24 protein-coding genes are annotated in these 25,546 nt (G+C 72.2%); 10 read left to right on the forward strand and 14 right to left on the reverse strand.

Going from position 1 to position 25,546, the window contains the following annotated elements:
- The first annotated feature begins 214 nt into the window (after positions 1–214).
- A complete protein-coding gene (locus tag ACFYZS_RS29660; protein ID WP_389019034.1) occupies positions 215–1,735 on the forward strand; it encodes a streptophobe family protein in 1,521 nt (506 codons plus the stop codon).
- Between the two features lie 228 nt (positions 1,736–1,963).
- Positions 1,964–3,166: a phosphoserine phosphatase SerB gene (gene serB, locus ACFYZS_RS29665; RefSeq protein ID WP_389019037.1), complete on the forward strand. Its 1,203-nt coding sequence runs from the start codon at positions 1,964–1,966 to the stop codon at positions 3,164–3,166.
- A gap of 73 nt (positions 3,167–3,239) precedes the next feature.
- On the opposite strand, the gene ACFYZS_RS29670 is transcribed toward serB, so the two are convergent.
- The 4 genes from ACFYZS_RS29670 to ACFYZS_RS29685 form a co-directional block, all read right to left on the reverse strand.
- Positions 3,240–3,761 (reverse strand): SixA phosphatase family protein, encoded by a 522-nt coding sequence (locus tag ACFYZS_RS29670; RefSeq protein ID WP_389019040.1) that lies wholly within the window; start codon positions 3,759–3,761, stop codon positions 3,240–3,242.
- Positions 3,762–3,864: 103 nt separating this feature from the next.
- Positions 3,865–4,080 carry a hypothetical protein gene (locus tag ACFYZS_RS29675; protein ID WP_389019042.1) on the reverse strand — a complete coding sequence of 72 codons (216 nt, stop codon included), beginning with the start codon at positions 4,078–4,080 and terminating at the stop codon, positions 3,865–3,867.
- Between the two features lie 159 nt (positions 4,081–4,239).
- A complete protein-coding gene (locus ACFYZS_RS29680) occupies positions 4,240–4,359 on the reverse strand; it encodes an SGM_5486 family transporter-associated protein (protein WP_389019045.1) in 120 nt (39 codons plus the stop codon).
- Between the two features lie 5 nt (positions 4,360–4,364).
- Positions 4,365–5,684, reverse strand: coding sequence for a CynX/NimT family MFS transporter (locus tag ACFYZS_RS29685; RefSeq protein ID WP_389019047.1), 1,320 nt, complete (start codon positions 5,682–5,684; stop codon positions 4,365–4,367).
- Between the two features lie 72 nt (positions 5,685–5,756).
- Between ACFYZS_RS29685 and ACFYZS_RS29690 the strand changes: the two genes are divergently transcribed.
- On the forward strand, positions 5,757–6,428 hold the full coding sequence (locus tag ACFYZS_RS29690) for a FadR/GntR family transcriptional regulator (RefSeq protein WP_389019050.1): 672 nt from the start codon (positions 5,757–5,759) through the stop codon (positions 6,426–6,428).
- 82 nt (positions 6,429–6,510) lie between these two features.
- On the opposite strand, the gene ACFYZS_RS29695 is transcribed toward ACFYZS_RS29690, so the two are convergent.
- The 3 genes from ACFYZS_RS29695 to fabG all read right to left on the reverse strand — a co-directional run bounded on the left by ACFYZS_RS29695 (position 6,511) and on the right by fabG (position 8,813).
- Positions 6,511–6,951 carry a hypothetical protein gene (locus ACFYZS_RS29695; protein WP_389019053.1) on the reverse strand — a complete coding sequence of 147 codons (441 nt, stop codon included), beginning with the start codon at positions 6,949–6,951 and terminating at the stop codon, positions 6,511–6,513.
- Between the two features lie 366 nt (positions 6,952–7,317).
- Positions 7,318–8,088 (reverse strand): enoyl-ACP reductase FabI, encoded by a 771-nt coding sequence (gene fabI / locus ACFYZS_RS29700; RefSeq protein WP_389019056.1) that lies wholly within the window; start codon positions 8,086–8,088, stop codon positions 7,318–7,320.
- A gap of 5 nt (positions 8,089–8,093) precedes the next feature.
- On the reverse strand, positions 8,094–8,813 hold the full coding sequence (fabG, locus tag ACFYZS_RS29705) for a 3-oxoacyl-[acyl-carrier-protein] reductase (protein ID WP_389019059.1): 720 nt from the start codon (positions 8,811–8,813) through the stop codon (positions 8,094–8,096).
- A 146-nt stretch (positions 8,814–8,959) separates the two neighbouring features.
- Between fabG and ACFYZS_RS29710 the strand changes: the two genes are divergently transcribed.
- Genes ACFYZS_RS29710 through tyrS form a run of 3 tightly spaced genes read left to right on the forward strand, consistent with a single transcriptional unit; the run spans position 8,960 to position 13,244 of the window.
- Positions 8,960–10,522, forward strand: coding sequence for a TldD/PmbA family protein (locus ACFYZS_RS29710; protein WP_389019062.1), 1,563 nt, complete (start codon positions 8,960–8,962; stop codon positions 10,520–10,522).
- Positions 10,519–11,922 (forward strand): metallopeptidase TldD-related protein, encoded by a 1,404-nt coding sequence (locus tag ACFYZS_RS29715; protein ID WP_389019065.1) that lies wholly within the window; start codon positions 10,519–10,521, stop codon positions 11,920–11,922. Before ACFYZS_RS29710 ends, ACFYZS_RS29715 begins: the two co-directional genes overlap by 4 nt.
- Before the next feature lie 56 nt (positions 11,923–11,978).
- A complete protein-coding gene (tyrS, locus tag ACFYZS_RS29720; protein ID WP_389019068.1) occupies positions 11,979–13,244 on the forward strand; it encodes a tyrosine--tRNA ligase in 1,266 nt (421 codons plus the stop codon).
- 80 nt (positions 13,245–13,324) lie between these two features.
- On the opposite strand, the gene ACFYZS_RS29725 is transcribed toward tyrS, so the two are convergent.
- Entirely contained in the window at positions 13,325–13,603 is a 279-nt protein-coding gene (locus ACFYZS_RS29725) for a GlsB/YeaQ/YmgE family stress response membrane protein (protein ID WP_327131540.1), read from the reverse strand.
- Between the two features lie 180 nt (positions 13,604–13,783).
- On the opposite strand from ACFYZS_RS29725, the gene ACFYZS_RS29730 reads away from it, so the two are divergent.
- A complete protein-coding gene (locus tag ACFYZS_RS29730; RefSeq protein ID WP_078988647.1) occupies positions 13,784–14,116 on the forward strand; it encodes a DUF3099 domain-containing protein in 333 nt (110 codons plus the stop codon).
- A 146-nt stretch (positions 14,117–14,262) separates the two neighbouring features.
- Entirely contained in the window at positions 14,263–14,517 is a 255-nt protein-coding gene (locus ACFYZS_RS29735; protein ID WP_389019072.1) for a hypothetical protein, read from the forward strand.
- A 51-nt stretch (positions 14,518–14,568) separates the two neighbouring features.
- Here the strand turns inward: ACFYZS_RS29735 and moaA are convergent, their stop codons facing one another.
- The 3 genes from moaA to ACFYZS_RS29750 all read right to left on the reverse strand — a co-directional run bounded on the left by moaA (position 14,569) and on the right by ACFYZS_RS29750 (position 17,753).
- Positions 14,569–15,558, reverse strand: a complete 990-nt coding sequence (moaA, locus tag ACFYZS_RS29740) for a GTP 3',8-cyclase MoaA (protein ID WP_389019075.1) — start codon at positions 15,556–15,558, stop codon at positions 14,569–14,571.
- A gap of 195 nt (positions 15,559–15,753) precedes the next feature.
- The gene (locus tag ACFYZS_RS29745; protein WP_389019078.1) at positions 15,754–17,391 is read right to left on the reverse strand and encodes a cation acetate symporter; all 1,638 of its coding nucleotides are present in this window, start codon (positions 17,389–17,391) and stop codon (positions 15,754–15,756) included.
- A complete protein-coding gene (locus tag ACFYZS_RS29750; RefSeq protein WP_389019081.1) occupies positions 17,388–17,753 on the reverse strand; it encodes a DUF485 domain-containing protein in 366 nt (121 codons plus the stop codon). Before ACFYZS_RS29750 ends, ACFYZS_RS29745 begins: the two co-directional genes overlap by 4 nt.
- 274 nt (positions 17,754–18,027) lie before the next feature.
- Here ACFYZS_RS29750 and ACFYZS_RS29755 point away from each other — a divergent pair, with 274 nt between their 5' ends.
- Positions 18,028–19,581, forward strand: coding sequence for a S8 family serine peptidase (locus tag ACFYZS_RS29755; RefSeq protein WP_389019083.1), 1,554 nt, complete (start codon positions 18,028–18,030; stop codon positions 19,579–19,581).
- Positions 19,582–19,657: 76 nt separating this feature from the next.
- Here the strand turns inward: ACFYZS_RS29755 and ACFYZS_RS29760 are convergent, their stop codons facing one another.
- Genes ACFYZS_RS29760 through ACFYZS_RS29770 form a run of 3 tightly spaced genes read right to left on the reverse strand, consistent with a single transcriptional unit; the run spans position 19,658 to position 22,351 of the window.
- Positions 19,658–20,701, reverse strand: a complete 1,044-nt coding sequence (locus tag ACFYZS_RS29760) for a zinc-dependent alcohol dehydrogenase family protein (protein ID WP_389019086.1) — start codon at positions 20,699–20,701, stop codon at positions 19,658–19,660.
- A gap of 28 nt (positions 20,702–20,729) precedes the next feature.
- Positions 20,730–21,422: a lysoplasmalogenase gene (locus ACFYZS_RS29765; protein WP_389019089.1), complete on the reverse strand. Its 693-nt coding sequence runs from the start codon at positions 21,420–21,422 to the stop codon at positions 20,730–20,732.
- A complete protein-coding gene (locus ACFYZS_RS29770) occupies positions 21,419–22,351 on the reverse strand; it encodes a sterol desaturase family protein (protein WP_389019092.1) in 933 nt (310 codons plus the stop codon). Before ACFYZS_RS29770 ends, ACFYZS_RS29765 begins: the two co-directional genes overlap by 4 nt.
- Positions 22,352–22,465: 114 nt before the next feature.
- Between ACFYZS_RS29770 and ACFYZS_RS29775 the strand changes: the two genes are divergently transcribed.
- Positions 22,466–25,522, forward strand: coding sequence for an NACHT domain-containing protein (locus ACFYZS_RS29775; protein ID WP_389019094.1), 3,057 nt, complete (start codon positions 22,466–22,468; stop codon positions 25,520–25,522).
- Positions 25,523–25,546: the final 24 nt, after the last annotated feature.

A 25,546-nucleotide genomic window follows, 5' to 3' on the forward strand; every position in this document is an offset into this window, starting at 1 on the left:
CAGGGAGTCCGACGTCAGGGAGTCTAGGGATGGCGAACATCCGGGGGAACTATTTCAGGCCTGCGGCCACATGTGGAATCGGGGCCTTCCCGGGGCGTCTACGTCTGCCCGTTGACGGGGGCGAAAGTCACCCGGAGAGTGAGATACGGGACTTCTCGCCCCGCCCGGCCCCGTCCCGCTCGGCACGCACGCTCGACACGCACCGGGGGTACGCATGCGCCGCATTCGCTGGGGAGACGTGGTTCTGTCGGGCATCGCCGCCACCGGCTGGGCCCTCGTCACCATGGCGGTGGTCGCCGCCCTCGGGCTGCGTCTGCTGGGCGCCGACGCCGCAGGAGGCTCGCTCGGGGCGATGACCGCCGCCGTGGTGGTGCTCGCGATCGGCGGCACGGTCACCCCGTCGGGGGACGTGTCCGTCCTCGGGATCACCGGCCAGGCGGCCCATTCCTCACTGGACGTCATGCCGCTCGGGGTGGGGCTGGCCGGGGCGCTGGTCCTGGCCCGGATCTTCCTGCGCTCGATCCGGACCGGGGCGCCGCGCGGGGAACTCGCCGCCCGGGCGGCCGCGGTGGCGGCTCTGCTCGTCGCCGCGGCGGGGGGGCTGGCCCGGGCCGGGCACGACGTGGTCACCCTGGACGGGCCGCGGCTGCCGGCGACGGCGCCGCCGAAGGTGGTGGTCCCGGGGATCGGGGACGTCGGCGGGCTGCTCCCGGACCGCATCGGGGACCTCGTCGACACCCGGGCCCGGGTGGGGTTCTCGGTGGAGTCCGGGCCGACGCTGCTGGGCGCGGGGGTGTGGGTGCTCGCCGTACTGGCGGTGGCGCTGCTGGCTTCGCGGCGCGGGCCGGCGGCGTTCGCGCGGCTGCGGCCCGCGGTGTCGGCTCTGGTGACCGCCCTGCTGGTGGCGGTGACGGCCGGGCTTGCGGCCGCGGTGTGGGCGGCCTCGGGCGACGAGCATCCGGGGCGGGTGCTGGGCGCGGCGCTGCTGGGGGCGCCCAACGGGGCGTGGACGGGGGTGCTGCTGGGGCTCCTCGTGCCGTTCGACGGGCGGGCCACGGGCACGCTGGGCCGACTGCTGCCCGATCCGCTCGACGATCTGCTGGGGGCGGCGGCGCGGGAGCCGGTGACGGTGTCCCGGCTCGCGCAGTACGACGGGCGGATCTGGCTGCTGGTCGCGGGGGCGGGGCTGCTGCTGCTCTGCGCCGGAGTGCTGGCGGCCGTACGGACTCCGGGGCGCGGGGTCGCGGCGTGCGCGGCGCGGCTGTCGGTCGTGACCGGGGTGGCGCTGGCGGTGCTGGCGGCGCTGACCGGGGTGTCGGTGGACTCCTCGCTGTCGGTGCTCGGCGTCGACGCGGTGGATGCCGGGGTGGAGCTGCGGGGGGACGCGCTGTACGCGCTGCTGCTCGGGGCGGCGTGGGGCGCGGGGGCGGGCGGGGCGGGGGCGCTGCTGGCGGGGCGGCGCCGCCGGCCGGCGGCGGTGCCCGCCGGCGGGTCCGGTGGGGCGGCCGGAGCCCCGCCCGACGCGCCGACGGCTCCGTACCGGCCTCCGCCGGGGCGGCCGTACCCGTACGCCCGTCCGGAACCCGAGCCCTGCCCCGAGCCGGACGGCTCCTGGGACGTCACGATCACGCGGCTGCCCCGGAGGCCCGCCGCGCGGCCGGCGCCGCGCCACCGCCCGCCGTTCACCCCGCCGCCGCCCCCTCCCCCGCCTCCGCCGCTGGGGCCGCCGGGCTGAGCCGCGGGAGGGGAGCGGGGCGTACCGAATCGAACACGCTCGGCCACGGCTGGGCCCCGACGGCCTCCGCCACCTCTCCGTCGGCCCGTATTCACCCCGCCGCCACTCCCCCGCCGTCCCCCGGTCGCCCGCGAACGGCGGCGCCGGAGGGCGCCGCGCCGGAAAATGGTTCCGGCAGGTGGGACGGGGGTCCTGGCAGGCAGGACGGGAAGATACGGTGAGGGCACCATGAGCGCTTCGCAGACCTCCGACGTCCCCACCCTCCTCGTCAAGATCTTCGGCAAGGACCGTCCCGGGATCACCGCCGGGCTGTTCGACACCCTCGCCGCCTACTCCGTCGACGTCGTCGACATCGAGCAGGTCGTCACCCGTGGCCGCATCGTCCTGTGCGCCCTCGTCACCAAGCCCGCCGACAGCGGCGAGGGCGAGCTGCGGGCCACCGTCCACAGCTGGGCCGACTCGCTGAAGCTGCAGGCCGAGATCCTCTCCGGCACCGGTGACAACCGGCCGCGCGGCAGCGGCCGTTCCCATGTCACCGTGCTCGGGCATCCGCTGACCGCCGAGTCCACGGCCGCGATCGCCTCCCGGATCACCGGGACCGGCGGCAACATCGACCGCATCTTCCGGCTCGCCAAGTACCCGGTGACGGCCGTCGAGTTCGCCGTCTCCGGGGTGGAGACCGGGCCGCTGCGCACCGAGCTGGCCACCGCCGCCTCCCACATCGGTGTGGACGTGGCCGTGGTCTCGGCCGGTCTGCACCGCCGGGCACAGCGCCTGGTCGTGATGGACGTGGACTCGACCCTCATCCAGGACGAGGTCATCGAGCTGTTCGCCGCGCACGCCGGATGCGAGGCCGAGGTCGCCGAGGTGACCGAGCGGGCCATGCGCGGGGAGCTGGACTTCGAGCAGTCGCTGCACGCCCGGGTGAAGCTGCTGGCCGGGCTGGACGCCTCGGTCGTGGACAAGGTCCGTTCCGAGGTGCGGCTGACGCCGGGGGCGCGGACCCTGATCCGCACCCTCAAGCAGCTCGGCTACCAGGTCGGTGTGGTCTCGGGCGGGTTCACCCAGGTGACGGACGATCTGCAGGAGCGGCTGGGGCTGGACTTCGCCTCGGCCAACACCCTGGAGATCGTCGACGGGCGGCTGACCGGCCGGGTCACCGGCGAGATCGTCGACCGGGCGGGCAAGGCGCGGCTGCTGCGCCGCTTCGCCGAGGAGGCCGGCGTACCGCTGTCGCAGACGGTGGCCATCGGCGACGGCGCCAACGACCTGGACATGCTGAACGCGGCCGGGCTGGGGGTGGCGTTCAACGCCAAGCCGGTGGTCCGCGAGGCGGCGCACACGGCGGTGAACGTGCCGTTCCTGGACGCGGTGCTGTACCTGCTCGGGATCACCCGGGAAGAGGTCGAGGCCGCGGGCCTGACGACCTGAGCCGACGGCGTACGAGGACGGGCCCCGGCGCGGTCGATCCGCCGGGGCCCGTCCTCGTACCTGCGTACGGTGCTCAGTGGTCCTTGGGGGTCCAGAAGTCCAGCAGCGTGCCCACGCCGTGCTCCACGGACTTCCAGGAGCCGGAGAAGGAGACGACGGCGAAGGCGGCGGTCGGGAAGCCGGTGCGGCTCATCCGGGCCAGGGCGTCGCCCTCGGCCCGGCCCGAGAGGGCGTCGGCGAGGGCGTGCATGCCCGGGTTGTGGCCGATGACGAGGAGGTCGTCGACCTCGTCCGACGTCTCGTTGAGCAGGGCGATGAGCTCGCCCAGCGAGGCGTCGTACAGCCTTTCCTCGTACGAGGTGCGCGGCCGGTGCGGCATCTCCTGGACGGCGAGCTTCCAGGTCTCGCGGGTGCGGGCGGCGGTGGAGCAGAGGGCCAGGTCGAAGGCGATGCCGGTCTCGGCCAGCTTCAGCCCGACGGCCGGTGCGTCCTTGCGGCCCCGTTCCGCCAGCGGGCGGTCGTGGTCGGCCACCTGGGGCCAGTCGGCCTTGGCGTGCCGGAGGAGGACGATCCTGCGGGGTGTGTCGGCGCTCATGGCTCCCAGCTTCGCATGAATCGGGCCATGGGGCGCAGGGTGTTGGGGGCTTGGCGGCGGCCGGCCGCGGGCTCGGCCGCAGGGCTCGGCCGCGCGGGCCGGGTCAGCCGACCACGCGCAGGATCTGCTCGGTGACCTGGAGGATCGCGGAGGCTTCGCCGGTGGCGGCATGGGCCTGGCCGGAGCCGGCGAGGAGCAGCAGGAGGAGGCCGAAGGCGAGCGCGGGCAGGGCCAGCGCCCACCAGTGCAGCCGGGTGCTGGCGCCGTGGACTCGGGGACCGGGGCCGGGGATGTGCGGGGGTGTCATGGGGGCCGACATGGCCGCCTCCGTGGGTACGCGGGGTGGGACTGGCTCGCTCTCTTCGAATCTATGGATTCGAAGGCGCGGTGCCCATCCGGGACACACCCCAGACGACCCTGACCCTGGCCCCCTAGGGGTTGGGGGGTTACCCCTACCCCCGGGCACGGCCCGGGGGCGTCAGGGGGAGACGACGGTCGCGAGGACGGAGATGATCACGGTCACGACCAGCATCGCGCCCAGCACCAGGCCGAGCTTCTTGTGACTGTTCTGCGGGTTCGGTTCGAGTACGGGCGACATGCCGCTCAGTCTCGCATGCCGCATTCGTCCTCGATCGTGCGGTCCCGGCCGGCCAGGATGCCCAGCGCGATCTGCGGGACCAGCAGGGCCGCCATGACGGTGAGCGGCAGGTCCCAGCCGCCGCTGTGCTGGTACAGGGCGCCGATGAGGAGCGGTCCGGGGATGGAGATGAGGTAGCCGACGCTCTGGGCGAAGGCGGACAGCTTGACCACGCCGGCCGGGGACTTGGCGCGCAGCCCGATCATCGTGATGACGAGGGGGAAGGCGCAGTTGGAGACGCCGAGCAGGAGCGCCCAGGCCCAGGCTCCGGCGGCGGGCGCGAAGTGGAGGCCGGTGTATCCGACGAGGCCGAAGAGGCCGAGGGTGACGGCGATGGCCCCCTGGTTCCTCATCCGGCCGGCCAGGTTGGGGATGACGAAGGCGAGCGGGACGCCCATGACCATGGTGACGGCGAGCAGGACGCCCGCCGTGGAGGCGGAGACCCCGGCGTCGCGGAAGATCTGCGGGAGCCAGCCCATGGTGATGTACGCACCCGTGGCCTGGAGGCCGAAGTAGCAGGCCAGGGCCCAGGCGGTGCGGCTGCGTACGATCTTCGGGCCCGCGTCCGCCCGTACGGTCGCGGCCGTCTCGGAGGCGGCGGCCCGCTTCTCCCGCCGGGCGGCCGCCGCGACGGGCAGCCAGGGCAGCACGGCGACCAGCGCGAGCACGGCCCAGACCATCAGGCCCGTACGCCAGCTGCCGCCGAGGGCGGAGGTCATCGGGACGGTCACGGCGGCGGCGAGCGAGGTGCCGAGGGCCAGGGCCATGGAGTACAGGCCGGTCATGGTGCCGACGCGGTCCGGGAACCAGCGCTTGACGATGACCGGGAGCAGCACGTTGGTCAGGGCTATGCCCGCCAGGGACAGGGAGCTGGCGGCGAGGAAGCCGGCGGCGTTGTGCGTGAGGGGCCGGATGAGCAGCCCGGCGGCGACGGCGGCCATGCCGGCGCAGACGACGGCGGCCGGGCCGAAGCGGCGCGAGAGCCGGGGTGCGGTGACGCCGAAGACGGCGAAGCAGAGGGCGGGAACCGAGGTGATGAGTCCGGCGACGGTGCCGCTCATGCCGAGGCCCGTGCGGACCTCTTCGAAGAGGGCGCCGAGGCTGGTGATGGCGGGCCGCAGGTTGAGGGCGGCCAGCACGATGCCGACGATGAGGACCGGTCCGAGCCAGGCGGGCTCCGGCTTCGGCTGCGCTTGCGGGCTCGCGGGAGCGGCCGGACGGGACGGTGCGGGTATCGTGCGCGCGGCTTCGGGCCGGTTCATGGTCTGTATTTCTTCGTCGGGCATTACACCATCATAGAATCATGGGATGATTGGTTGTCACCCCCGAGACCGAACTTGGAGAGGAACCCCGCCCGCATGCCGCTGACCTCGCCCCGGCGATCCGCGCTGGTCGACCAGGTGATCGCCCAGCTCCGGAACCAGATCACCTCCGGCGAATGGCCCGTAGGAGCCCGCATCCCCACCGAGCCGGAGCTCGTGGAGCTGCTGGGCGTCGCCCGCAACACCGTCCGGGAGGCCGTACGGGCGCTGGCGCACAACGGGCTGCTGGACATCCGGCAGGGCTCGGGGACGTACGTCATCGCCACCAGCGAGCTGGCCGGGGTGATGCACCGCCGTTTCGCGGGCGCCGACCCGCGACACGTCGCGGAGCTCCGCTCGACGCTGGAGTCGGCCGCGGCCCGGATGGCGGCGGAGCGGCGCACCGAGCGGGACCTGGGGCAGCTGGACGCGCTGCTGGCGCGGCGCGAGGAGGCCTGGGCGAGCGGGGACGCGGAGCGGTTCGTGGCGGCGGACGTCGCGCTGCACATGGCGGTGGTGGCGGCCTCGCAGAACGAGGTGCTCATCGAGCTGTACGCGGACCTCGGCGACCTGGTCGCGGACTGGCTGCGCACGGACGTGGGCACGGAGCTGGATCCCGCGGCGCATCTGGACCACGCCCGGCTGATCGAGGCGATCCGGCGCGGGGACGGGGACACGGCGGCCTCGGAGGCGGCGGGCTACCCGTACGTGTGCCTCGGCAGGAAGTAGGACCGCGCACGGCCGGGCGCCGACAGGGGCACGGCCGGCGGTCGGGTCACGGCCGCCGGCGGGGTCACGGCCGCCGGCGGGGTCACGGCCGCTGGTGGGTGACCCAGGCCGAGCGGACCTCCTTCCAGCAGCGGCTGGTCAGCTCGATCCGGCCGGCGGGCGCCAGGGCGACGGCGGCGCTGTCCGCGTCCAGGTCCCACCAGCGGTCGCACTCCACGTGCAGACGCAGGAGGTCGGTCTCCGGGTAGCCGTTCTGGCAGGTGGCCGTCACCTGCGAGCCCTCGATCACGGTGTCGCAGTCGGCGCCGAACAGGTCCCGGGCGACGGGCGGCCGCGGCCGTACGGGCGGCTCGGCGGGGATCTCGTCGAGGTCGACGGCGGCGGGCTCGACGACGGCCACCGCCTCCGGTGCCGACGGCGCTTCACCCCCCTCGGGCTGCGCGTCGGCCCCCGGGATCAGGAATCCCGTCAGGACCACCGAGGTCACCAGCAGCGATACCGCCCGGCTCCGCCTCGCGCGCACTCGGCACCTCCTCCCCGCACGAGCCGGGAAGATCCCGACTCGGTCAGTTTGCAGGCATCTGTCCTGGTTTTCGACTCGGGAAGATCCGGTCGGAGGGCGAAAATCTGATCGAGCGTCCGACCGGAATCCCCGCCCCCCACCGGCGGATACGGCGGGGGGGGGGGGGGGGGGGGGGGGGGGGGGGGGGGGCCCCCGCCGCCCCCCCCCCGGGGGGGGGGGCGGGGCCCCCCCCCCCCGGCGCCCCCCCCCCCCCCCCCGGGCGCGGCCGCCCCCGCCCCCCCCCCCCCCCCGGGGGGCGCGGGGGGGGGGGGGGGCCCCCGGGGGGGCCCCCCCCCCCGCCGCCGTACGGACGTACCGGTGCCTGGCTCAGGCACCCATCGCGTGCAGGCCGCCGTCCACGTGGACGATCTCGCCGGTGGTCTTCGGGAACCAGTCCGACAGCAGGGCCACGACGCCCTTGCCCGCCGGCTCCGGGTCGCTCATGTCCCACTCCAGCATCGAGCGGGAGTTCCAGACGTCCGCCAGCTCCGAGAAGCCCGGGATGGACTTCGCGGCCATCGAGCCGATCGGACCGGCCGAGACCAGGTTGCAGCGGATGTTCTCCTTGCCCAGGTCACGGGCGAGGTAGCGGCTGGTGGCCTCCAGCGCGGCCTTGGCCGGGCCCATCCAGTCGTACTGCGGCCAGGCGTACTGCGCGTCGAAGGTGAGGCCGACGACGGCGGCGCCCTCCGCCGGGAACAGCGGCTTGCAGGCCATGGTCAGCGACTTCAGCGAGAACGCCGAGACGTGCATGGCGGTCGCGACCGACTCGAACGGGGTGTTCAGGAAGTTGCCGCCGAGGGCGTCCTGCGGGGCGAAGCCGATGGAGTGCACGACCCCGTCGAGGCCGCCGAGCTCCTCGCGGACGAGGCCCTCCAGGCGGGCCAGGTGCTCGTCGTTGGTGACGTCGAGCTCGATCACCTTGACCGGCTTCGGCAGCTTCTTGGCGATGCGCTCGGTCAGCGTCGGGCGCGGGAACGCGGTGAGGATGACCTCGGCGCCCTGCTCCTGGGCCAGCTTGGCGGCGTGGAAGGCGATGGACGACTCCATCAGCACCCCGGTGATGAGGATGCGCTTGCCGTCGAGAATTCCGCTCATGGTGATCAGTGACCCATGCCCAATCCGCCGTCAACGGGAATGACGGCTCCTGTGATGTACGCGGCGTCGTCGGACGCCAGGAAGCTCACGGCTGCCGCGATCTCCTCGGGCTGGGCGTAGCGGCCCAGCGGAACCTGGCCCACGATGCCCGCGCGCTGCTCGTCGGTGAGCACCTTCGTCATGTCGGTGTCCACGAAACCGGGGGCCACGACGTTGAAGGTGATGTTGCGCGAGCCGAGCTCACGGGCGAGCGAGCGGGCGAAGCCGACCAGCGCGGCCTTGGAGGCGGCGTAGTTGGCCTGGCCCGCCGAGCCCAGCAGTCCGACGACCGAGGAGATCAGGACGACGCGGCCCTTCTTGGCACGCAGCATGCCACGGTTCGCACGCTTGACCACCCGGAAGGTGCCGGTGAGGTTGGTGTCGACGACGGAGGCGAAGTCCTCCTCGGACATGCGCATCAGCAGCGTGTCCTTGGTGATGCCGGCGTTGGCCACCAGCACCTCGACGGCGCCGTGCGCGTCCTCGATCTCCTTGTAGGCCTGCTCCACCTGCTCGGAGTCGGTGATGTCGCAGCGGACCGCCAGGACGCCGAGCCCGGTGAGCTCCTGCGGCGGCTCACCCGACCGGTACGTGATCGCGACCTTGTCGCCGGCCTGTGCGAAGGCTCGGGCGATGGCGAGGCCGATGCCCCGGTTTCCTCCGGTGACGAGAACCGAGCGGCTCAACGGATCACCCTTTCGACTAGCGGTCTGAGTACCAGAAACCTATAGGCCGGGCTGCCCGCACGCAGAATCGATCTCCCACAGGGCCTCGGTACGGGCTCTGTCGAGTCCCTACAGAAAGATGTAGGCACAAGAGGCCCGAGCGCGACATGATCGAGGCGACCGGCCCCGACTCCGGGAGGACTACCGTGCCCCATTCCATCGACGCGGCCTTCACCGCGCTGCCCTTGCGGGCGCTCGCCGACGCGGCGCTCGCCCGGGCCCGCGCGCTGGGCTGCGACCATGCCGACTTCCGGCTCGAACGGATCCGCAGCGCCTCGTGGCGGCTCCGGGACGCCAAGCCCTCGGGCGGTTCCGACACCACCGACCTCGGGTACGCGGTCCGCGTGGTGCACGGGGGCAGCTGGGGGTTCGCCTCCGGCGTGGACCTGACCATGGACGGCGCCGCCAAGGTGGCCTCACAGGCCGTGGCCATGGCGAAGCTGTCCGCGCAGGTCATCAAGGCCGCCGGATCGAACGAGCGGGTGGAGCTCGCGGACGAGCCGGTGCACGCCGACAGGACGTGGATCTCGGCGTACGACGTGAACCCGTTCGAGGTGCCGGACGCGGAGAAGGCGGCCCTGCTCGCCGACTGGAGCGCGCGGCTGCTGGCCGCCGACGGGGTGGCGCACGTCGACGCCTCGCTGCTCGCCGTCCACGAGAACAAGTTCTACGCCGACACCGCCGGCACCATGACCACGCAGCAGCGCGTGCGGATCCACCCGCAGCTCACCGCGGTCGCCGTGGACGCCACCACCGGCGAGTTCGACTCGATGCGCACCATCGCCCCGCCGGCCGGGCGCGGCTGGGAGTACCTGACGGGCACCGGCTGGGACTGGGACGCCGAGCTCGAGCAGATCCCCGTACTGCTCGCCGAGAAGATGCGGGCGCCGAGCGTCGAGGCCGGGCGCTACGACCTGGTCGTGGACCCGTCCAACCTGTGGCTCACCATCCACGAGTCCATCGGCCACGCCACCGAGCTCGACCGGGCGCTGGGTTACGAGGCGGCGTACGCGGGGACCTCCTTCGCCACCTTCGACCAGCTGGGCAAGCTCAAGTACGGCTCCCCGATCATGAACGTGACCGGTGACCGCACGGCCGAGCACGGCCTGGCCACCGTCGGCTTCGACGACGAGGGCGTCCAGGCGCAGAGCTGGGACCTGGTCAAGGACGGCACCCTGGTCGGCTACCAGCTGGACCGGCGGATCGCGAAGCTCACCGGCCTCGGCCGGTCCAACGGCTGCGCCTTCGCCGACTCCCCCGGGCACGTGCCCGTCCAGCGGATGGCGAACGTCTCGCTCCAGCCGGATCCCGGCGGGCTGTCCACCGAGGACCTGATCGGCGGGGTGGAACGCGGCATCTACGTCGTCGGCGACCGCTCCTGGTCGATCGACATGCAGCGCTACAACTTCCAGTTCACCGGGCAGCGGTTCTTCCGCATCGAGAACGGCAGGCTGGCCGGCCAGCTGCGCGACGTCGCCTACCAGGCCACGACCACCGACTTCTGGGGGTCGATGGAGAAGGTCGGCGGGCCGCAGACGTACGTGCTCGGCGGCGCCTTCAACTGCGGCAAGGCCCAGCCGGGCCAGGTCGCGGCCGTCTCGCACGGCTGCCCGTCCGCGCTGTTCCGCGACGTGAACATCTTGAACACCACGCAGGAGGCCGGCCGATGAGCACGCTTTCGAACGGACGCACCAAGCCCCACGAGATCATCGAGCGTGCGCTGGAGCTGTCCACCGCCGACGGCTGCGTCGTCATCGCCGACGAGCAGTCGACGGCCAACCTGCGCTGGGCGGGCAACGCGCTCACCACCAACGGCGTCACCCGCGGCCGGACCCTGACGGTCATCGCCACCGTCGACGGCAAGGAGGGCACGGCCTCGGGGGTCGTGTCGCGCTCCGCCGTGACCGCCGAGGACCTGGAGCCGCTGGTCCGGGCCGCCGAGGCGGCCGCGCGCGGCGCCGGCCCCGCGGAGGACGCCCGGCCGCTGGTCACCGGGACCCCGGCCTCGCCGGACTTCACGGACGCCCCGGCCGAGACCTCCTCGGCGGTGTTCGCGGACTTCGCCCCGGCCCTCGGCGAGGCCTTCGCCCGGGCCCGGGCGGGCGGCCGGGAGCTGTACGGCTTCGCCAACCACGAGCTGGTCTCCACGTACGTCGGCACCTCGACCGGGCTGCGGCTGCGCCACGACCAGCCGAACGGCACCCTGGAGCTCAACGCCAAGTCCCCCGACCGGCAGCGCTCGGCCTGGGCCGGCCGCTCCACCCGGGACTTCAAGGACGTGGACCCGACGGTGCTGGACGCCGAGCTCGCCGTACGGCTGGGCTGGGCGGAGCGGAAGATCGAGCTGCCCGCCGGCCGGTACGAGACCCTGCTGCCGCCGACGGCGGTGGCCGACCTGCTGATCTACCAGATGTGGTCCGCGGCGGCCCGGGACGCGGTGGAGGGCCGGACGGTCTTCTCCAAGCCCGGCGGCGGCACCCGGCTCGGCGAGAAGCTGTCCGAGCTGCCGCTGACCCTGCGCAGCGACCCGAACGCGCCGGGCCTGGAGTCCGCGCCGTTCGTGATCGCGCACAGCTCGGGCGACGACGCCTCGGTCTTCGACAACGGGCTGCCGGTCCCGGCGACGGAGTGGATCCGCGAGGGCGAGCTGGCCCGGCTGACCACGACCCGGCACAGCGCGGGCATGACCGGGATGCCGGTCGCCCCGGGCTTCGGGAACCTGATCCTGGACGGCGGCGGCGACCGCTCGCTGGAGGAGATGGTGGCCTCCACCGAGCGGGGTCTGCTGCTGACCTGCCTCTGGTACATCCGCGAGGTGGATCCGGCGACGCTGCTGCTCACGGGCCTGACCCGGGACGGCGTCTACCTGGTGGAGAACGGCCAGGTCGTGGGCGAGGTGAACAACTTCCGGTTCAACGAGTCGCCGGTGGACCTGCTCTCGCGGGCCTCGGAGGCGGGCCGGACCGAGAAGACCCTGCCGCGCGAGTGGAGCGACTGGTTCACGCGGGCCGCGATGCCCGCGCTGCGCATCCCGGACTTCAACATGAGCTCGGTCAGCAAGGGTGTCTGACCACCTAGACTGAATCCTCGGCGCGACGCAAAACCATTCGAAGGAGTCGAGAAACCGTGACGGACATCGTCGACGAGTTGAAGTGGCGCGGGCTGTTCGCCCAGTCCACCGACGAAGAAGCGCTCCGCAAGGCGTTCGCGGACGGTCCGGTCACCTTCTATTGCGGCTTCGACCCGACGGCGGCCTCCCTGCACGTGGGACACCTCGTGCAGGTGCTGACCGTACGCCGGCTCCAGCAGGCCGGGCACCGGCCGCTGGCGCTGGTCGGAGGGGCCACCGGTCAGATCGGCGACCCCCGGCCGACCGCGGAGCGGACGCTGAACGACCCGGAGACGATCGCGAACTGGGTGGCCCGGCTGCGCACCCAGATCGAACCGTTCCTGTCCTTCGAGGGCGAGAACGCGGCGCTGATGGTGAACAACCTGGACTGGACGGCGGGCATGTCCGCCATCGAGTTCCTGCGGGACATCGGCAAGCACTTCCGGGTCAACAAGATGCTGACGAAGGACTCGGTCGCCAAGCGGCTCGACTCCGACCAGGGCATCAGCTACACCGAATTCAGCTACCAGCTGCTCCAGGGCATGGACTTCCTGGAGCTGTACCGGCGCTACGGCTGCGTGCTGCAGCAGGGCGGCTCCGACCAGTGGGGCAACCTGACGGCCGGCCTCGACCTGATCCACCGGGTCGAGCCGGGCGCGGTCGTGCACGCGCTGGCGACCCCGCTGATGGTCAAGGCGGACGGCACCAAGTTCGGCAAGTCCGAGAGCGGGGCCGTGTGGCTCGACCCGGAGATGACCACCCCGTACGCGTTCTACCAGTTCTGGCTGAACGTGGACGACCGGGACATCTCCACCTACATGCGGATCCTTTCCTTCAAGTCCCGCGAGGAGCTGGAGGAGCTGGAGGCGCAGACCGCCGAGCGGCCGCAGGCGCGCGCCGCCCAGCGGGCGCTGGCGGAGGAGCTGACCACGCTGGTGCACGGCGCCGACCAGTGCGCGGCCGTGATCGCCGCGTCGAAGGCGCTGTTCGGCCAGGGCGAGCTGGCGGACCTGGACGAGGCCACGCTGGCCGCGGCCCTGTCCGAGCTGCCGCACGCCCGGGTCGCCGAACTCGGCCTCGTGGTGGACCTGCTCGCGGAGACCGGGCTGGTGGCGAGCAAGTCGGCCGGCCGCCGGACCGTGAAGGAGGGCGGCGCCTACGTGAACAACGCGAAGGTCACCGCCGAGGACGCGGTCCCCGCCAAGGAGGAGCTGCTGCACGGGCGCTGGCTGGTGCTGCGGCGCGGCAAGAAGAACCTGGCGGCCGTCGAGGTCACGGGCTGACGCCCGGGGCCTGACGCCTGAACGCGGCGGAGGGGCCGGTCCGGACACCACGTCCGGCCGGCCCCTCCGGCATGCCGCCCTCAGGTCATCTGCTTGCTGCCGCCCTTGAGCGACTTGTAGGCCATCTCGCCGAGAGCGACGATCAGCACCGCTCCGGCGAGTTGCAGCAGGTGCCGGGTCCAGTCGATGCCCTTGGTCTCCCCGACGCCGATCCACACCGCGACAGCGTTGCCGAGGATGCCGCCGGCGATGCCGAACAGGGTGGTCAGCCAGAGGGGCTGATGCTGCTTGCCCGGCAGGACGGCCCGGGCGATGAGGCCCAGCACGAAACCGACGATGATCGCCCACAACCATGACATGTCGAGCCTCCTCGTGGCGCGTTGTGCGCATGTGGGCCCAGTGTCGACCCGTACGGCGTACTGCGCATTTCGGACAGCCCCATTCGGGGGACACCCCCTCTCCTCGCCACGGAGCGGGCGGCGTACGGTGGGAGGGGTCCGGACCGGGGAGTGTCCGGCAGGCGGATCGGGCGGTGGAGCGTGGAGCGGAAGAAGCGGAACGGGGCCGAGGTCTTCCGGATCACCGGAGCCCGGATGGGCCTCGACGAGGACGTGCGGGGACGGCAGCGCCGGTACGTCATCTCGATGTCGATCAGGACGCTCTCGGTGCTGGCGACGGTGATCCTGTGGAACGTGGAACGTCACGTGGCGATCGTGACGCTCATCGCGGGCGCGCTGCTGCCGTACGTGGCCGTGGTCATCGCCAACGCGGGGCGCGAGTCGACCCCCTCGCTGCCCTCGCACTTCATCCCGTCACCTGTGCGCCCTGCACTGGACGCGGGAAACCTCAAGAAAAGCTCAGATCAATCATGAAGTTCCGGTGCACCGCACCGGGTCCTGCGTGACATACTGCCTACGCGCTCCGCATCCCCCGTCGGAGCGACGGACCGACGCCGGGCAGCTCCCCCCGTGGCTGCTCGGCGTCGCCTTTCCGTGGCAGGGGTTTGTAGGGTTGAGGCGTGAACTCCCCTGACTCCCCCGACCTCCCCGAGGCGCCCGCGCCCTCCTGCTCCGCCAAGGGCTGCCGCGACGCGGCCGTCTGGGTCCTGGCGTGGAACAACCCGAAGCTGCACACGCCGGAGCGCCGCAAGACCTGGCTGGCGTGCGAGGAGCACCGGGAGCACCTCTCGCAGTTCCTGGGGGTCCGCGGGTTCCTCAAGGACGTCGTGAAGCTCGACGAGTGGGTCCAGCCGGAGGGCTCGGAACGCCCGTAGCGGCCGGTGCCGGCCGAGACGCCGGCCGGCGGCGGCCGGCGTGCGCCGCCGTCAGCCGCCGATCGCGGACATCGGGCGGTCGGGCTGGAGGAAGGACGGGTCGTCGAGTCCGGACCCGGCCTTCTTGCCCCACATCGCCACCTTCCACAGGCGGGCGATCTCCTCGTCGGGGGCCCCGGAGCGCAGCGCGGCGCGCAGGTCCGACTCCTCGGTGGCGAAGAGGCACGTACGGACCTGGCCGTCGGCCGTGAGCCGCGTACGGTCGCAGGCCCCGCAGAACGGGCGGGTGACCGAGGCGATGACGCCCACGGTGGCGGGGCCGCCGTCGACCACCCAGCGCTCGGCCGGGGCGGAGCCGCGCTCGTCGGCGCCCTCCTCGGTGAGGGTGAAGCGGGTGCGCAGCGAGGCGAGGATGTCACCGGCCGTGATCATGCCCTCGCGCTTCCAGCCGTGCTGGGCGTCGAGCGGCATCTGCTCGATGAAGCGGAGCTCGTACTCGTTCTCCACGGCCCAGGCGAGCAGGTCGGGGGCCTCGTCCTCGTTGAGGCCCGGCATCAGGACGGCGTTGACCTTGACGGGGGTCAGGCCGGCCTCGCGGGCCGCGGCCATCCCGTCGATGACGTCGCGGTGGCGGTCACGCCGGGTGAGGGTCTTGAAGACCTCGGGCCGCAGGGTGTCGAGTGAAACGTTTACCCGGTCCAGCCCGGCGGCCTTGAGCGCCTGTGCGGTGCGCTTGAGGCCGATGCCGTTGGTGGTCAGGGACATCTGGGGGCGCGGCTCCAGGGCGGCGCACTGCTCGACGATCCCGACCAGGCCGGGGCGGAGCAGCGGTTCACCGCCGGTGAAGCGGACCTCGGTGATCCCCAGCTGCGTGACGGCGATGCGGATCAGCCGGACGATCTCCTCGTCGGTCAGCAGATCCGACTTCCCGAGCCACTGCAGGCCTTCCTCGGGCATGCAGTAGGTGCAGCGCAGATTGCACCGGTCGGTGAGCGATACGCGCAGGTCAGTGGCCACGCGGCCGTAGGTGTCCAGAAGCATTTCGGGCCCCCTCCCTGTCCGGTCCATAGAGACGTTCACGCCACTTCGGTCAAAGGCCTGGCGCTGTATTCGAGCCTACGCGACGGCCGTGGCGCGCAGGGATGCCCAAATGAACGAGACACGGCGTGGCCGCGTCGTAGAGAAGTACGACGCGGCCACGTTGCGTGCTCGGCTCATCTCACGATGAGCACAGTGTCAGTGCGCGCCCGTTCCCGTAAGGGAGCGGACCTCGAGTTCCGCGAACTTCCTGGGGTCGGCCTTCTCCTTGGACAGGACGGTGCCCAGCCAGCCCAGCAGGAAGCCGAGCGGGATGGAGACGATGCCCGGGTTCTCCAGCGGGAACCAGTAGAAGTCGGCGTCCTTGAACATCGAGGTGGGCTTCCCGGAGACGACCGGGGAGAAGAGGACGAGGACGACCGCGGAGACGAGGCCCCCGTAGATCGACCACAGCGCGCCCTGGGTGCTGAACCGCTTCCAGAAGAGGCTGTAGAGGATCGTCGGCAGATTGGCGGAGGCGGCGACCGCGAAGGCGAGGGCTACGAGGCCGGCGACGTTGAGGTCGCGGGCCAGGGCCCCGAGGCCGATGGCGACGGCGCCGATCACGACCGTGGACCAGCGGGCCGCGCGGACCTCCTCCTGCTCGGTGGCGTTGCCCTTGCGGATCACGTTCACGTACAGGTCGTGGGCGAAGGACGAGGAGGAGGCGAGCGTGAGCCCGGCCACGACCGCGAGGATGGTGGCGAAGGCGACCGCGGAGATCACGGCGAGCAGGACCGCACCGCCGGTGGAGCCGGAGCCGCCGCCGAGTTCCTGGGCGACGAGCGGCGCTGCGGTGTTGCCGGCCTTGTTCGAGGCGATGATGTCGGTGCGCTTGAGCAGGGCCGCGGCGCCGAAGCCGAGGGCGATGGTCATCAGGTAGAAGGCGCCGATGATGCCGATGGCCCAGTTCACGGACTTGCGGGCGGCCTTGGCCGTGGGGACCGTGTAGAAGCGGATCAGGATGTGCGGCAGGCCGGCGGTGCCGAGCACGAGCGCGATGCCGAGCGAGATGAAGTCCAGCTTCGTCGTCGCGTCCTTGCCGTACTTGAGCCCGGGCTCGAGGAACTTGGCGCCCTGGCCGCTGTTCTCGGCGGCCTTGCCCAGCAGGTCGGAGATGTTGAAGTTGAACTTCAGCAGCACCAGGAAGGTGATGAGCAGGGCGCCCGCGATGAGCAGGACGGCCTTGATCATCTGGACCCAGGTGGTGCCCTTCATCCCGCCGATGGTGACGTAGAGGATCATCAGTACGCCGACCAGCGCGACGACGGCGACCTTGCCGCCGTCGCTGGTGATGCCGAGGAGCAGCGAGACGAGCACGCCGGCGCCGGCCATCTGGGCGAGCAGGTAGAAGATCGACACCACGATGGTGGAGGTGCCCGCGGCGGTACGGACGGGCCGCTGGCGCATCCGGAACGCGAGCACGTCGCCCATCGTGTAGCGGCCGGAGTTGCGCAGCGGCTCGGCGACGAGCAGCAGGGCGACCAGCCAGGCCACGAGGAAGCCGATGGAGTAGAGGAAGCCGTCGTAGCCGAAGAGCGCGATGGCGCCGGCGATGCCGAGGAAGGACGCGGCGGACATGTAGTCGCCGGAGATGGCCAGGCCGTTCTGGAAGCCGGTGAACTGGCGGCCGCCCGCGTAGAAGTCGGCGGCGTCCTTGGTCTGGCGGCCGGCCCAGATCGTGATGATGAGGGTGGCGACGACGAACAGCCCGAACAGGGTGATGATCAGCGGCCGGTGCTCGGTGGCACCCGCGGCCACGTTCACCGCGAGCGGGAGCGGGAGGGTGTCGCTCATTCGCCGGCCTCCATCCGCGCCTTGATCGCCGCGGCCTTGGGGTCGAGCTGCGCGGCGGCGTGCCGGGAGTACAGCCAGGCGATCAGGAAGGTCGTCGCGAACTGGGCGAGGCCGAGCACGAGGGCGACGTTGATGTTGCCGAAGAGCTTGGTCCCCATGAAGCCGCCGGCGTAGCTGGACAGCAGGACGTAGAGCAGGTACCAGGCGATGAAGGCCACGGTGAGCGGGAAGGCGAAGGACCGGTAGGAACTGCGCAGTTCGGCGAATTCGGCGCTCTGCTGGACGGCTGAGAACTCTTCGGCCGTGGGGCTCGCCGTGGGCGTTCCCGCGCTGCCGTGCGGCGGCGCTGCTTCGGTGGTCACGGGGGGCTCTCCTTGTGACGCGGGTGCGGTGGGGACGACGGACAAAACAACCTCCGTGTGGGGGGACGGTGGCGCTGATCCCCCCCTGTCAACGGCACGTACGGCGCGTCAGGACGGTTCAACACCCGTTGATTCTTCGGATGAATCTTCGGAATCGGATTTCGTCGAACTGATGGCGGAAAGTCGATCGTCGGCACTAGGTTCGGTTGACATGAACCCGCCGTCCGTCGCGACCCCGCGCGGACGGCTCTTTCACGGATGATGTGGAGAACCCATGGCTCAGCTGGGGTCACGATCCCCTGAATGGCGCGGCCGTATCGCCGTTCCGGTCGGCCTGGCGCTCACCGCCTCGCTCGCCTTCCTGCCCTCGGTCGCGGCCTCCGCCGCCCCGCTGGGCAACACGGCGGGTACGGCGGCCGCGGCGAAGCCCGACACCACCGGCCCCAAGCTCTCGTACGTCGCGAACCTGACCACGTACGCCTCGGTGAAGGCCGCGAAGAAGGCCGTCGAGCGGGCCGGTGGAACGGTGGTGACGTCCTATGAGCAGATCGGGGTCGTCGTCGCACACTCCCAGAACCCGGACTTCGCCAAGCAGCTGCGCGCGCAGCGCAGCCTGTTCGTGTCGGTCGGCGCCACCCGGACGGCTCCCCTCCAGACGGTGGCGACCACCGAGGAGGGCACGACGCAGAAGCTCAGCGCGGCGGACGCCGCCAAGGCGGCGGCGTCGGCCACGGACGGTCAGGAGCCGCTGGAGCCCAACCAGTGGGACCTGCGGACGATCAAGGCCGATCAGGCGCACAAGATCAACGATGGCAGCCGGAACGTCACCGTGGGCGTCATCGACACGGGTGTCGACGACACCCACCCGGACCTCGCCCCGAACTTCTCCAAGGGCCAGTCGGCCAACTGCGTCGGCGGCGTGGCGGACACCACCGACGGCGCGTGGCGCCCCTACCCCGACGGCAGCGACCACGGCACGCACGTGGCCGGGACCATCGCGGCCGCGCGCAACGGCATCGGTGTCGCCGGGGTCGCGCCGGGCGTGCAGGTCGCCGCGATCAAGGTGAGCGAGCCGGGCACCAGCCTGTTCTTCACCGAGGCGGTCGTCTGCGGCTTCATGTTCGCCGCCGAGAAGGGGATAGAGGTGACCAACAACAGCTACTACGTCGACCCCTGGCTCTACAACTGCAAGGCGGACGACGACCAGAAGGCGCTGGTGGAGGCCCTCGGCCGGGCGACCAAGTACGCCGAGCGCAAGGGCGTCCTCAGCGTGGCCTCGGCGGGCAACTCCAACCACGACCTGGCGTCCAACGCCATCGTCGACGAGACGAGCCCGGACGACGGCACCCCGGTCCCGCGCACGATCGACCCGCACGTCTGCCTGGACATCCCCACCCAGCTCCCGGGTGTGGTCACGGTGAGCGCGACCGGTGACAAGGGCTTCCGGTCGTACTACTCCAGCTTCGGGCTGGGCGTCGTCGACGTCGCGGCCCCCGGCGGCGACAAGTGGCAGGTCCCGGCAACGCCGGACGCCAACGGCCGCGTGCTGTCGACCGTCCCGGGCGGCGGCTACGGCTACAAGCAGGGCACCTCGATGGCCGGACCGCACGTGGCGGGCGTGGCGGCGCTGCTGAAGAGCGCGCACCCGAAGGCCACGCCCTCGCAGCTCCAGGCCATGCTGAAGGCCCAGGCCACGAAGACGGCCTGCCCGGAGAAGGTCTACGACGCGACGGGCGCGCTGGTCGACGCCACGACGTGCCAGAGCAAGTGGGGCCAGACCGGGTACTACGGCTACGGCGTGGTGGACGCGCTGAAGGCCGTGAAGTAGCGGGTCTCAGGCTTGAACGGGAGGGGCCGGCCCGGGGGAAGCTCCCCGGGCCGGCCCCTCCCGCCGTTCAGGGTCTTCAGGGCTTGATGAGCACCTTCAGCGCGCTGCGGTCGTCCATCGCGCGGTAGCCGTCCGGGACCTCGTCCAGGGACACGGCCCGGTCGAAGACGGGCGCCGGGTCGATCGCGCCGCTCAGCACGTCCTCCAGCAGCTCCGGGATGTACGCGCGCACCGGCGCGACCCCGCCGCGCAGGGTGATGTTGCGGTCGAACATCACACCGAGGTCGAGGCCGGTGCCGCTGCCGTGCGGGACGCCCACGTAGCCGATGGCCCCGCCGTCGCGGGTGATGTTGACGGCGGTGCGCATGGACTGCTCGGTGCCGACCGCCTCGATGACCGCGTGGGCGCCCTGGCCGCCGGTCAGCTCGCGGACGGCGGCCTCGGCAGCCTCCCCGCGCTCGGCGACGATGTCGGTGGCCCCGAAGAGCTTGGCGATGTCCGTACGGGCGGTGTGGCGGCCCAGTGCGATGATCCGCTCGGCGCCGAGGCGCTTGGCGGCGAGGACCCCGCACAGGCCGACGGCGCCGTCGCCGACGACGGCCACGGTGGAACCCTTGCGGACGCCGGCGCCCAGGGCGGCGTGGTGCCCGGTGCCCATGACGTCGGAGAGGGCCAGCAGGCCGGTCAGCAGCTGGTCGTCGGAGACGGCCGCGGCGGGCAGCTTCACGAGGGTGCCGTCGGCGTGCGGGACGCGGACGGCCTCGCCCTGGCCGCCGTCGAAGCCGACCGAGCCCCAGAAGCCGCCGTGCACGCAGGAGGTGTAGAGGCCCTCGGAGCAGTAGTCGCAGGTGCCGTCGGACCACATGAAGGGGGCGACGACCAGGTCGCCGGCCTTCAGGCCGGACACGGCCGAGCCGGTCTCCTCGACGACGCCGAGGAACTCGTGGCCGATGCGCTGGCCGGGCTGGCGCGCGGCTTCGCCGCGGTAGGCCCACAGGTCGCTGCCGCAGATGCAGGCACGCAGGACGCGGACGACGGCGTCCTCGGGGCGCTGGATCGCAGCGTCGGGCACCTCCTCCACGCGGATGTCGTGCGGGGCGTGGATGACGGTGGCGCGCATGGGTGTGCAGCCCTCCGGATCAAATAGTTCAGTCTTGTATGACGGTCCTACCGTACGCCTGCGTCGGGGTGAGTGCCCCGGTGGCCAGCAGGTACTGGGCGGCGACGTAGGTGGCCATGATCCAGAAGTCGGGGCGCGGCAGCTGCGGCCAGTCGGCGACCCCGGTGGCGATCAGCGTGTCGGAGAGCAGGAACAGCGCCCCGCCGAGGCCGGCGCGCAGGCCGAGGGCGCTGGAGCGGTAGGCCATGGCGGTGAGCAGCAGGCTGTACCCGGCGACCGGGATGCGCAGGTCGGCCGGCAGGTCCGCCCAGAGCAGCGCGACGGTCCCGACGAGCGCGAGGGCGTACGCGCCCCCGAGCGCGGGATGCGTCCTGCCCCGGCCGAAGAGCACGAGGTAGCAGACGTGCCCGGCGGCGAAGGAGCCCATGCCGACGAGGAAGGCGGGGTCGGCGTCGAAGAGCAGGGCCAGGTCCCCGCCCCACCCGAAGAGCAGGGCCGCGACCAGCAGGCGGGGAGCCTTGCGCGTGATCACGTACGCGACGAGCAGCGGCATGAGCAGCGGCTTGGCGAGGACGTGTCCGAGGTGCCAGCCGGCCAGCAGCGAGCCGAGGTCGAGTGCGGTGGCCACGGCGAAGGCGGCGAGCAGGACGCGGCCGGCGGCCCCGGCCGGCTCGGGTACGGGCCGCGCCCAGGAGGGCGTACGGGCCTCCGTGTCGCTCACGCGGCGTGCTCCGAGGCCTTCGCGGGGGCGGCGGGCTCGGCGGATGCCGGGGCGGTGGGCTCCGCGGATGCCGGGGCGGCGGAGTCGGCGGATGCCGGGGCGGCGGGCTGCCAGCCGGGGCCGCGGAAGACGCGTCCGGCGCGCTCGCGCCAGCTGCGGGCGGCGCGGACGTCGCGGGCGATGGCGGCGTACTCGTGGGTGGCGACGCGCAGGGGGTTGTAGGTGCTGATGTTCTTGGTGAGTCCGTAGACGGGACGGTCGGTCTCCCCCACCCAGGAGCCGAACATCCGGTCCCAGACGATCAGGATCCCGCCGAAGTTGCGGTCCAGGTAGCCGCCCTGGGAGGCGTGGTGGACGCGGTGGTGGGAGGGGGTGTTGAAGACGTACTCGTAGGGCCGCGGCAGCTTCCCGATGCGCTCGGTGTGGACCCAGAACTGGTAGAGGAGGTTGATCCCGTAGCAGAAGGGGATCGCGGCCGGGTGCACGCCGACGGCGACCATCGGCAGGTAGAACCACCAGGTGGTGGCGCTGGTCCAGGGCTGGCGCAGGGCGGTGGTGAGGTTGAAGTTCCGGCTGCTGTGGTGGACGACGTGGCAGGCCCACAGGATGCGGATGACGTGGTGGAGACGGTGCTGCCAGTAGTAGAGGAAGTCCTGGACCAGCAGCATCAGCAGGACGGTCCACCACAGGAACGGCACGCGCAGCGGGGTGAGTTCGTAGACCGCCGTGAACACGGCGACGACCGGGATCTTCCAGAGGAGGTCGAAGCCGATGCTGCCGATACCCATGGCGACGCTGGTCGCCGCGTCCTTGGTGTCGTACCCGGCGGCGTCCTCGTCGGGATGGAGCCGGTAGCTCACCACCTCGATGACGGTGAGCAGCACGAAGGCAGGTATGGACCACAGCACGACATCGGGCAGGTTCGGCATGCCCGCACCATAGAGCGGGTTCGCGGGCACCGCCAGAGGTTGTTACCGATCGGTATCCATCGGGGTTACCGGCGGTTCACGCGATAATCTCCGGGCCAAGGGGAGGGCAGGGGGATGACGGGCTTCGAGACGGTTCTCTTACGCGTGGCGGGCACGGCGGCGGGGGCGCTGGTGAAGTCCCTCGTGGCCCGTTCCCCGGGCGCGGGCCTGACGGCGGACCCGGCCGCCCCGGCCCCGCGCTGGCGCCGCCCGACGGAGCTCGGCGACCCGGAGATCCGCAGCCTGACCCGAACCCTGGCCTCCCGCCTGGGCGAGGCCACGGCGGGCCTCCCGGAGCACGAGCGCCTGGCGGCGGCCGACGCGGTGGCCGACGCCTTCGCCGCACTCGGCCCCGTGGACGCGGAAGCCCTCTTCGCGGCGGACCTCGACCCCGCGGCCCTGGCGGCCACCCTGCCGCCCCCGCCGCCGGGCCTGAACGAGGCCGCGCAACGCCTGTACCGGGACCTGGCCCGGCTGTGCTGCGCGCACGCGGTGGAGTACCTGACGACCCTGCCGGGCTTCGGGGCCCGGACCGGCGTGGAACTGGTCCGGCGGACGGGCGAGCTGGGACGAGCCCTGGACCGCCTCGACCACGCCGGTGGCGGGACCGCGTACGCCTTCGAGGAGCGCTACGCGCGGTACGTCGCGGAGGCCCACGGGCGCCTCCGGCTCTTCGGCCTCACCCTCAGCCGCTCCCGCCAGGAATGGCCGCTGGACGTGGCGTACATCAGCCTCGCCGTGAGCGGTGGGCAGCAACTGCCGCCCGACGGGGCGGAGGTACACCAGGCCGCGGTCAGGGCCGAACAGGCCCTCGCCGCGAGCGAGCGGGTGCTGCTGCGCGGCCCGGCCGGCTCGGGCAAGAGCACGCTGGTGCAGTGGCTGGCCCTCAACGCGGCGCGGCAGACTGCGGGTCCGTGGAGCATGTACGTCCCGTTCGTTCTGCGCCTGCGCTCCTTCACCTCGTCCAACAGCCTGCCGCTCCCCGAAGACTTCCTGCGCGCCTCCGGCGTCCCGCTGTCCGCACCGCCCGGCTGGGTGGAGGACCTCATGGTGAGCGGTCGGGCACTGGTCCTCGTGGACGGCGTCGACGAGGTCCCACAGCGGCTGCGTACCCGGACGGAGACCTGGCTGCGCTCCCTCGTCTCCGCCTTCCCGAAGGCCCGGTATGTCGTGACCACCCGACCGTCCGCGGTCCCTGAGGGCTGGCTCGCGGGCCAGGGGTTCACCACGCACTCGCTGCTGGCGATGGAGCAAGGGGACGTCCGGGCGTTCGTCGCGCACTGGCACGGGGCGGCCCGCGCGGAGGGGCAGGAGGTGGATGCATACGAAGCCTCGCTGCTGGAGGCCCTGGGAGCACGCCGCGATCTGGCCCGCCTTGCGACCAACCCGCTGATGTGCGCGCTGCTGTGCGCGCTCAACCAGGACCGGCGGATGCAGCTGCCGCGAGCCCGCAAGGAGCTGTACGACGCCGCCCTGGAGATGCTGCTCGTCCGGCGGGACACCGAGCGGGAGATCAGCGGGGTGGAGGGGGTCTATCTGACCCGCGACGAGCAGTTGGCTCTGCTCCAGCGGTTCGCGTACTGGCTGATCCGCAACGGCCAGGTGGAGGCGGGTCTCGACGACGCGGCCGAGATGGTCGGCGAGTGGCTCGACGCGATGCCACAGGTGCAGGGCACCGCGGGGCAGGTCTTCTCGCACCTGCTGATCCGCAGCGGGCTGCTGCGCGAACCGGTGGAGGGGTCGGTGGACTTCGTCCACCGCACCTTCCAGGACTACCTGGGCGCCAAGGCCGCGGTGGAGTCCCGGGACTTCGGCGTGCTGGTGAAGAACGCGCACGACGACACTTGGGACGACGTGGTCCGCATGGCAGTCGGGCACGCCCGCCCGGACGAACGCACCCGCCTGCTGCGGGGGCTGCTCCGCCGTGCGGACAAGGTCAAGGGGGTGCGCAGCCGCTTGGTCCTGCTGGCCGCGGCCTGCCTGGAACACGCCCCGGAGCTGGACCCGGCACTTCGCGCCGAGATCCAGTCCCGGACGGCGGAGCTGATGCCGCCGCGCAGCCGCCGCCAGGCCCAGACACTGGCCAAGGCGGGGGAGCTCGTCCTGGAACTGCTGCCGCGCGAGAGCGGCCTGGACGAGCAGGTAGCCCAGGCGGTCGTTCTCACCGCGGCCGAGATCGGTGGCCCCAAGGCGTTGGATGTGATCGCCCGGTTCCGATCGGATCCGCGCCCCCGCGTGGCCTACGCGCTCTCCGAGAGCTGGGGAAGCTTCGACACGGCGGAGTACGCGGACGCGGTGCTCAGCGGCGCCGACCTGGGCCTGGCGAGCCTGCTGGTGAACACGGCGGAGCAGGCCGCGTGCCTCGACCGGCTTACCCACCTCAAGCGGGTGAACCTGCACTGGGCACCAGGCCTGTCCGGGTTGCTGGAGCGCCGCCGAGACCTGGAGTGGCTGTTCCTCTACCGCAACGAGGCCCTGATCGATCTGGCCCCGCTGCGCGCCCTGGACCGTCTCGACTACCTCGGTCTGTCCATGTGCCCCGGCATCCGTGACCTGGGGCCGCTGGCCGACCTGCCGCTGCGGAACCTCAGTCTCTTCGGCCTCCGGGACGGGCTGCCGCTCGGTGCATTGCGTACGCTCGCCCTCGATTCGCTGCACCTCGGCTACCGGCCCCCGGTGGGATGCGTCGGCGATCTTCCTGTCTCGGACGGGCTGCAGACGCTGAGCCTGGGGATGGCGGCCCGCGACATTCCCCTCGCCGGGTTGGATCGATGGACGCGGCTCCGCTCCCTGTCCATATGCGGCGACGACCAGCTGCGGCAGCTCGTGGCACACCACCCCCAGCCGTCACTGACCAGCCTGGACATCGCGGAGGCGGCCGTCGATCCGGCCCTGCTGAGCCGGTTCGATCGGCTCACCCGTCTATCACTGAGCTGGTGCACGGTCACGGGCTCGTTGGAGCCGCTCGGCTCGCTCCCGCACCTCAGCAGCCTCGCCCTCAACCAGCGTGGCGGCGTTGTGGACCTTGCCCCACTCTCGCGGACGGAGCGGCTCACGATCCACGTGAACGGCGAAGTGACGGTCAGCGGAGTCGAGGCCATCCCGCCGGAGCGGCTCGTCTACATGAGCTGAGCCGCCCCGGCGGCGGGCGGGGTC

It is taken from the genome of Streptomyces sp. NPDC001903 (assembly GCF_042891345.1).
GTDB lineage: Bacteria > Actinomycetota > Actinomycetes > Streptomycetales > Streptomycetaceae > Streptomyces.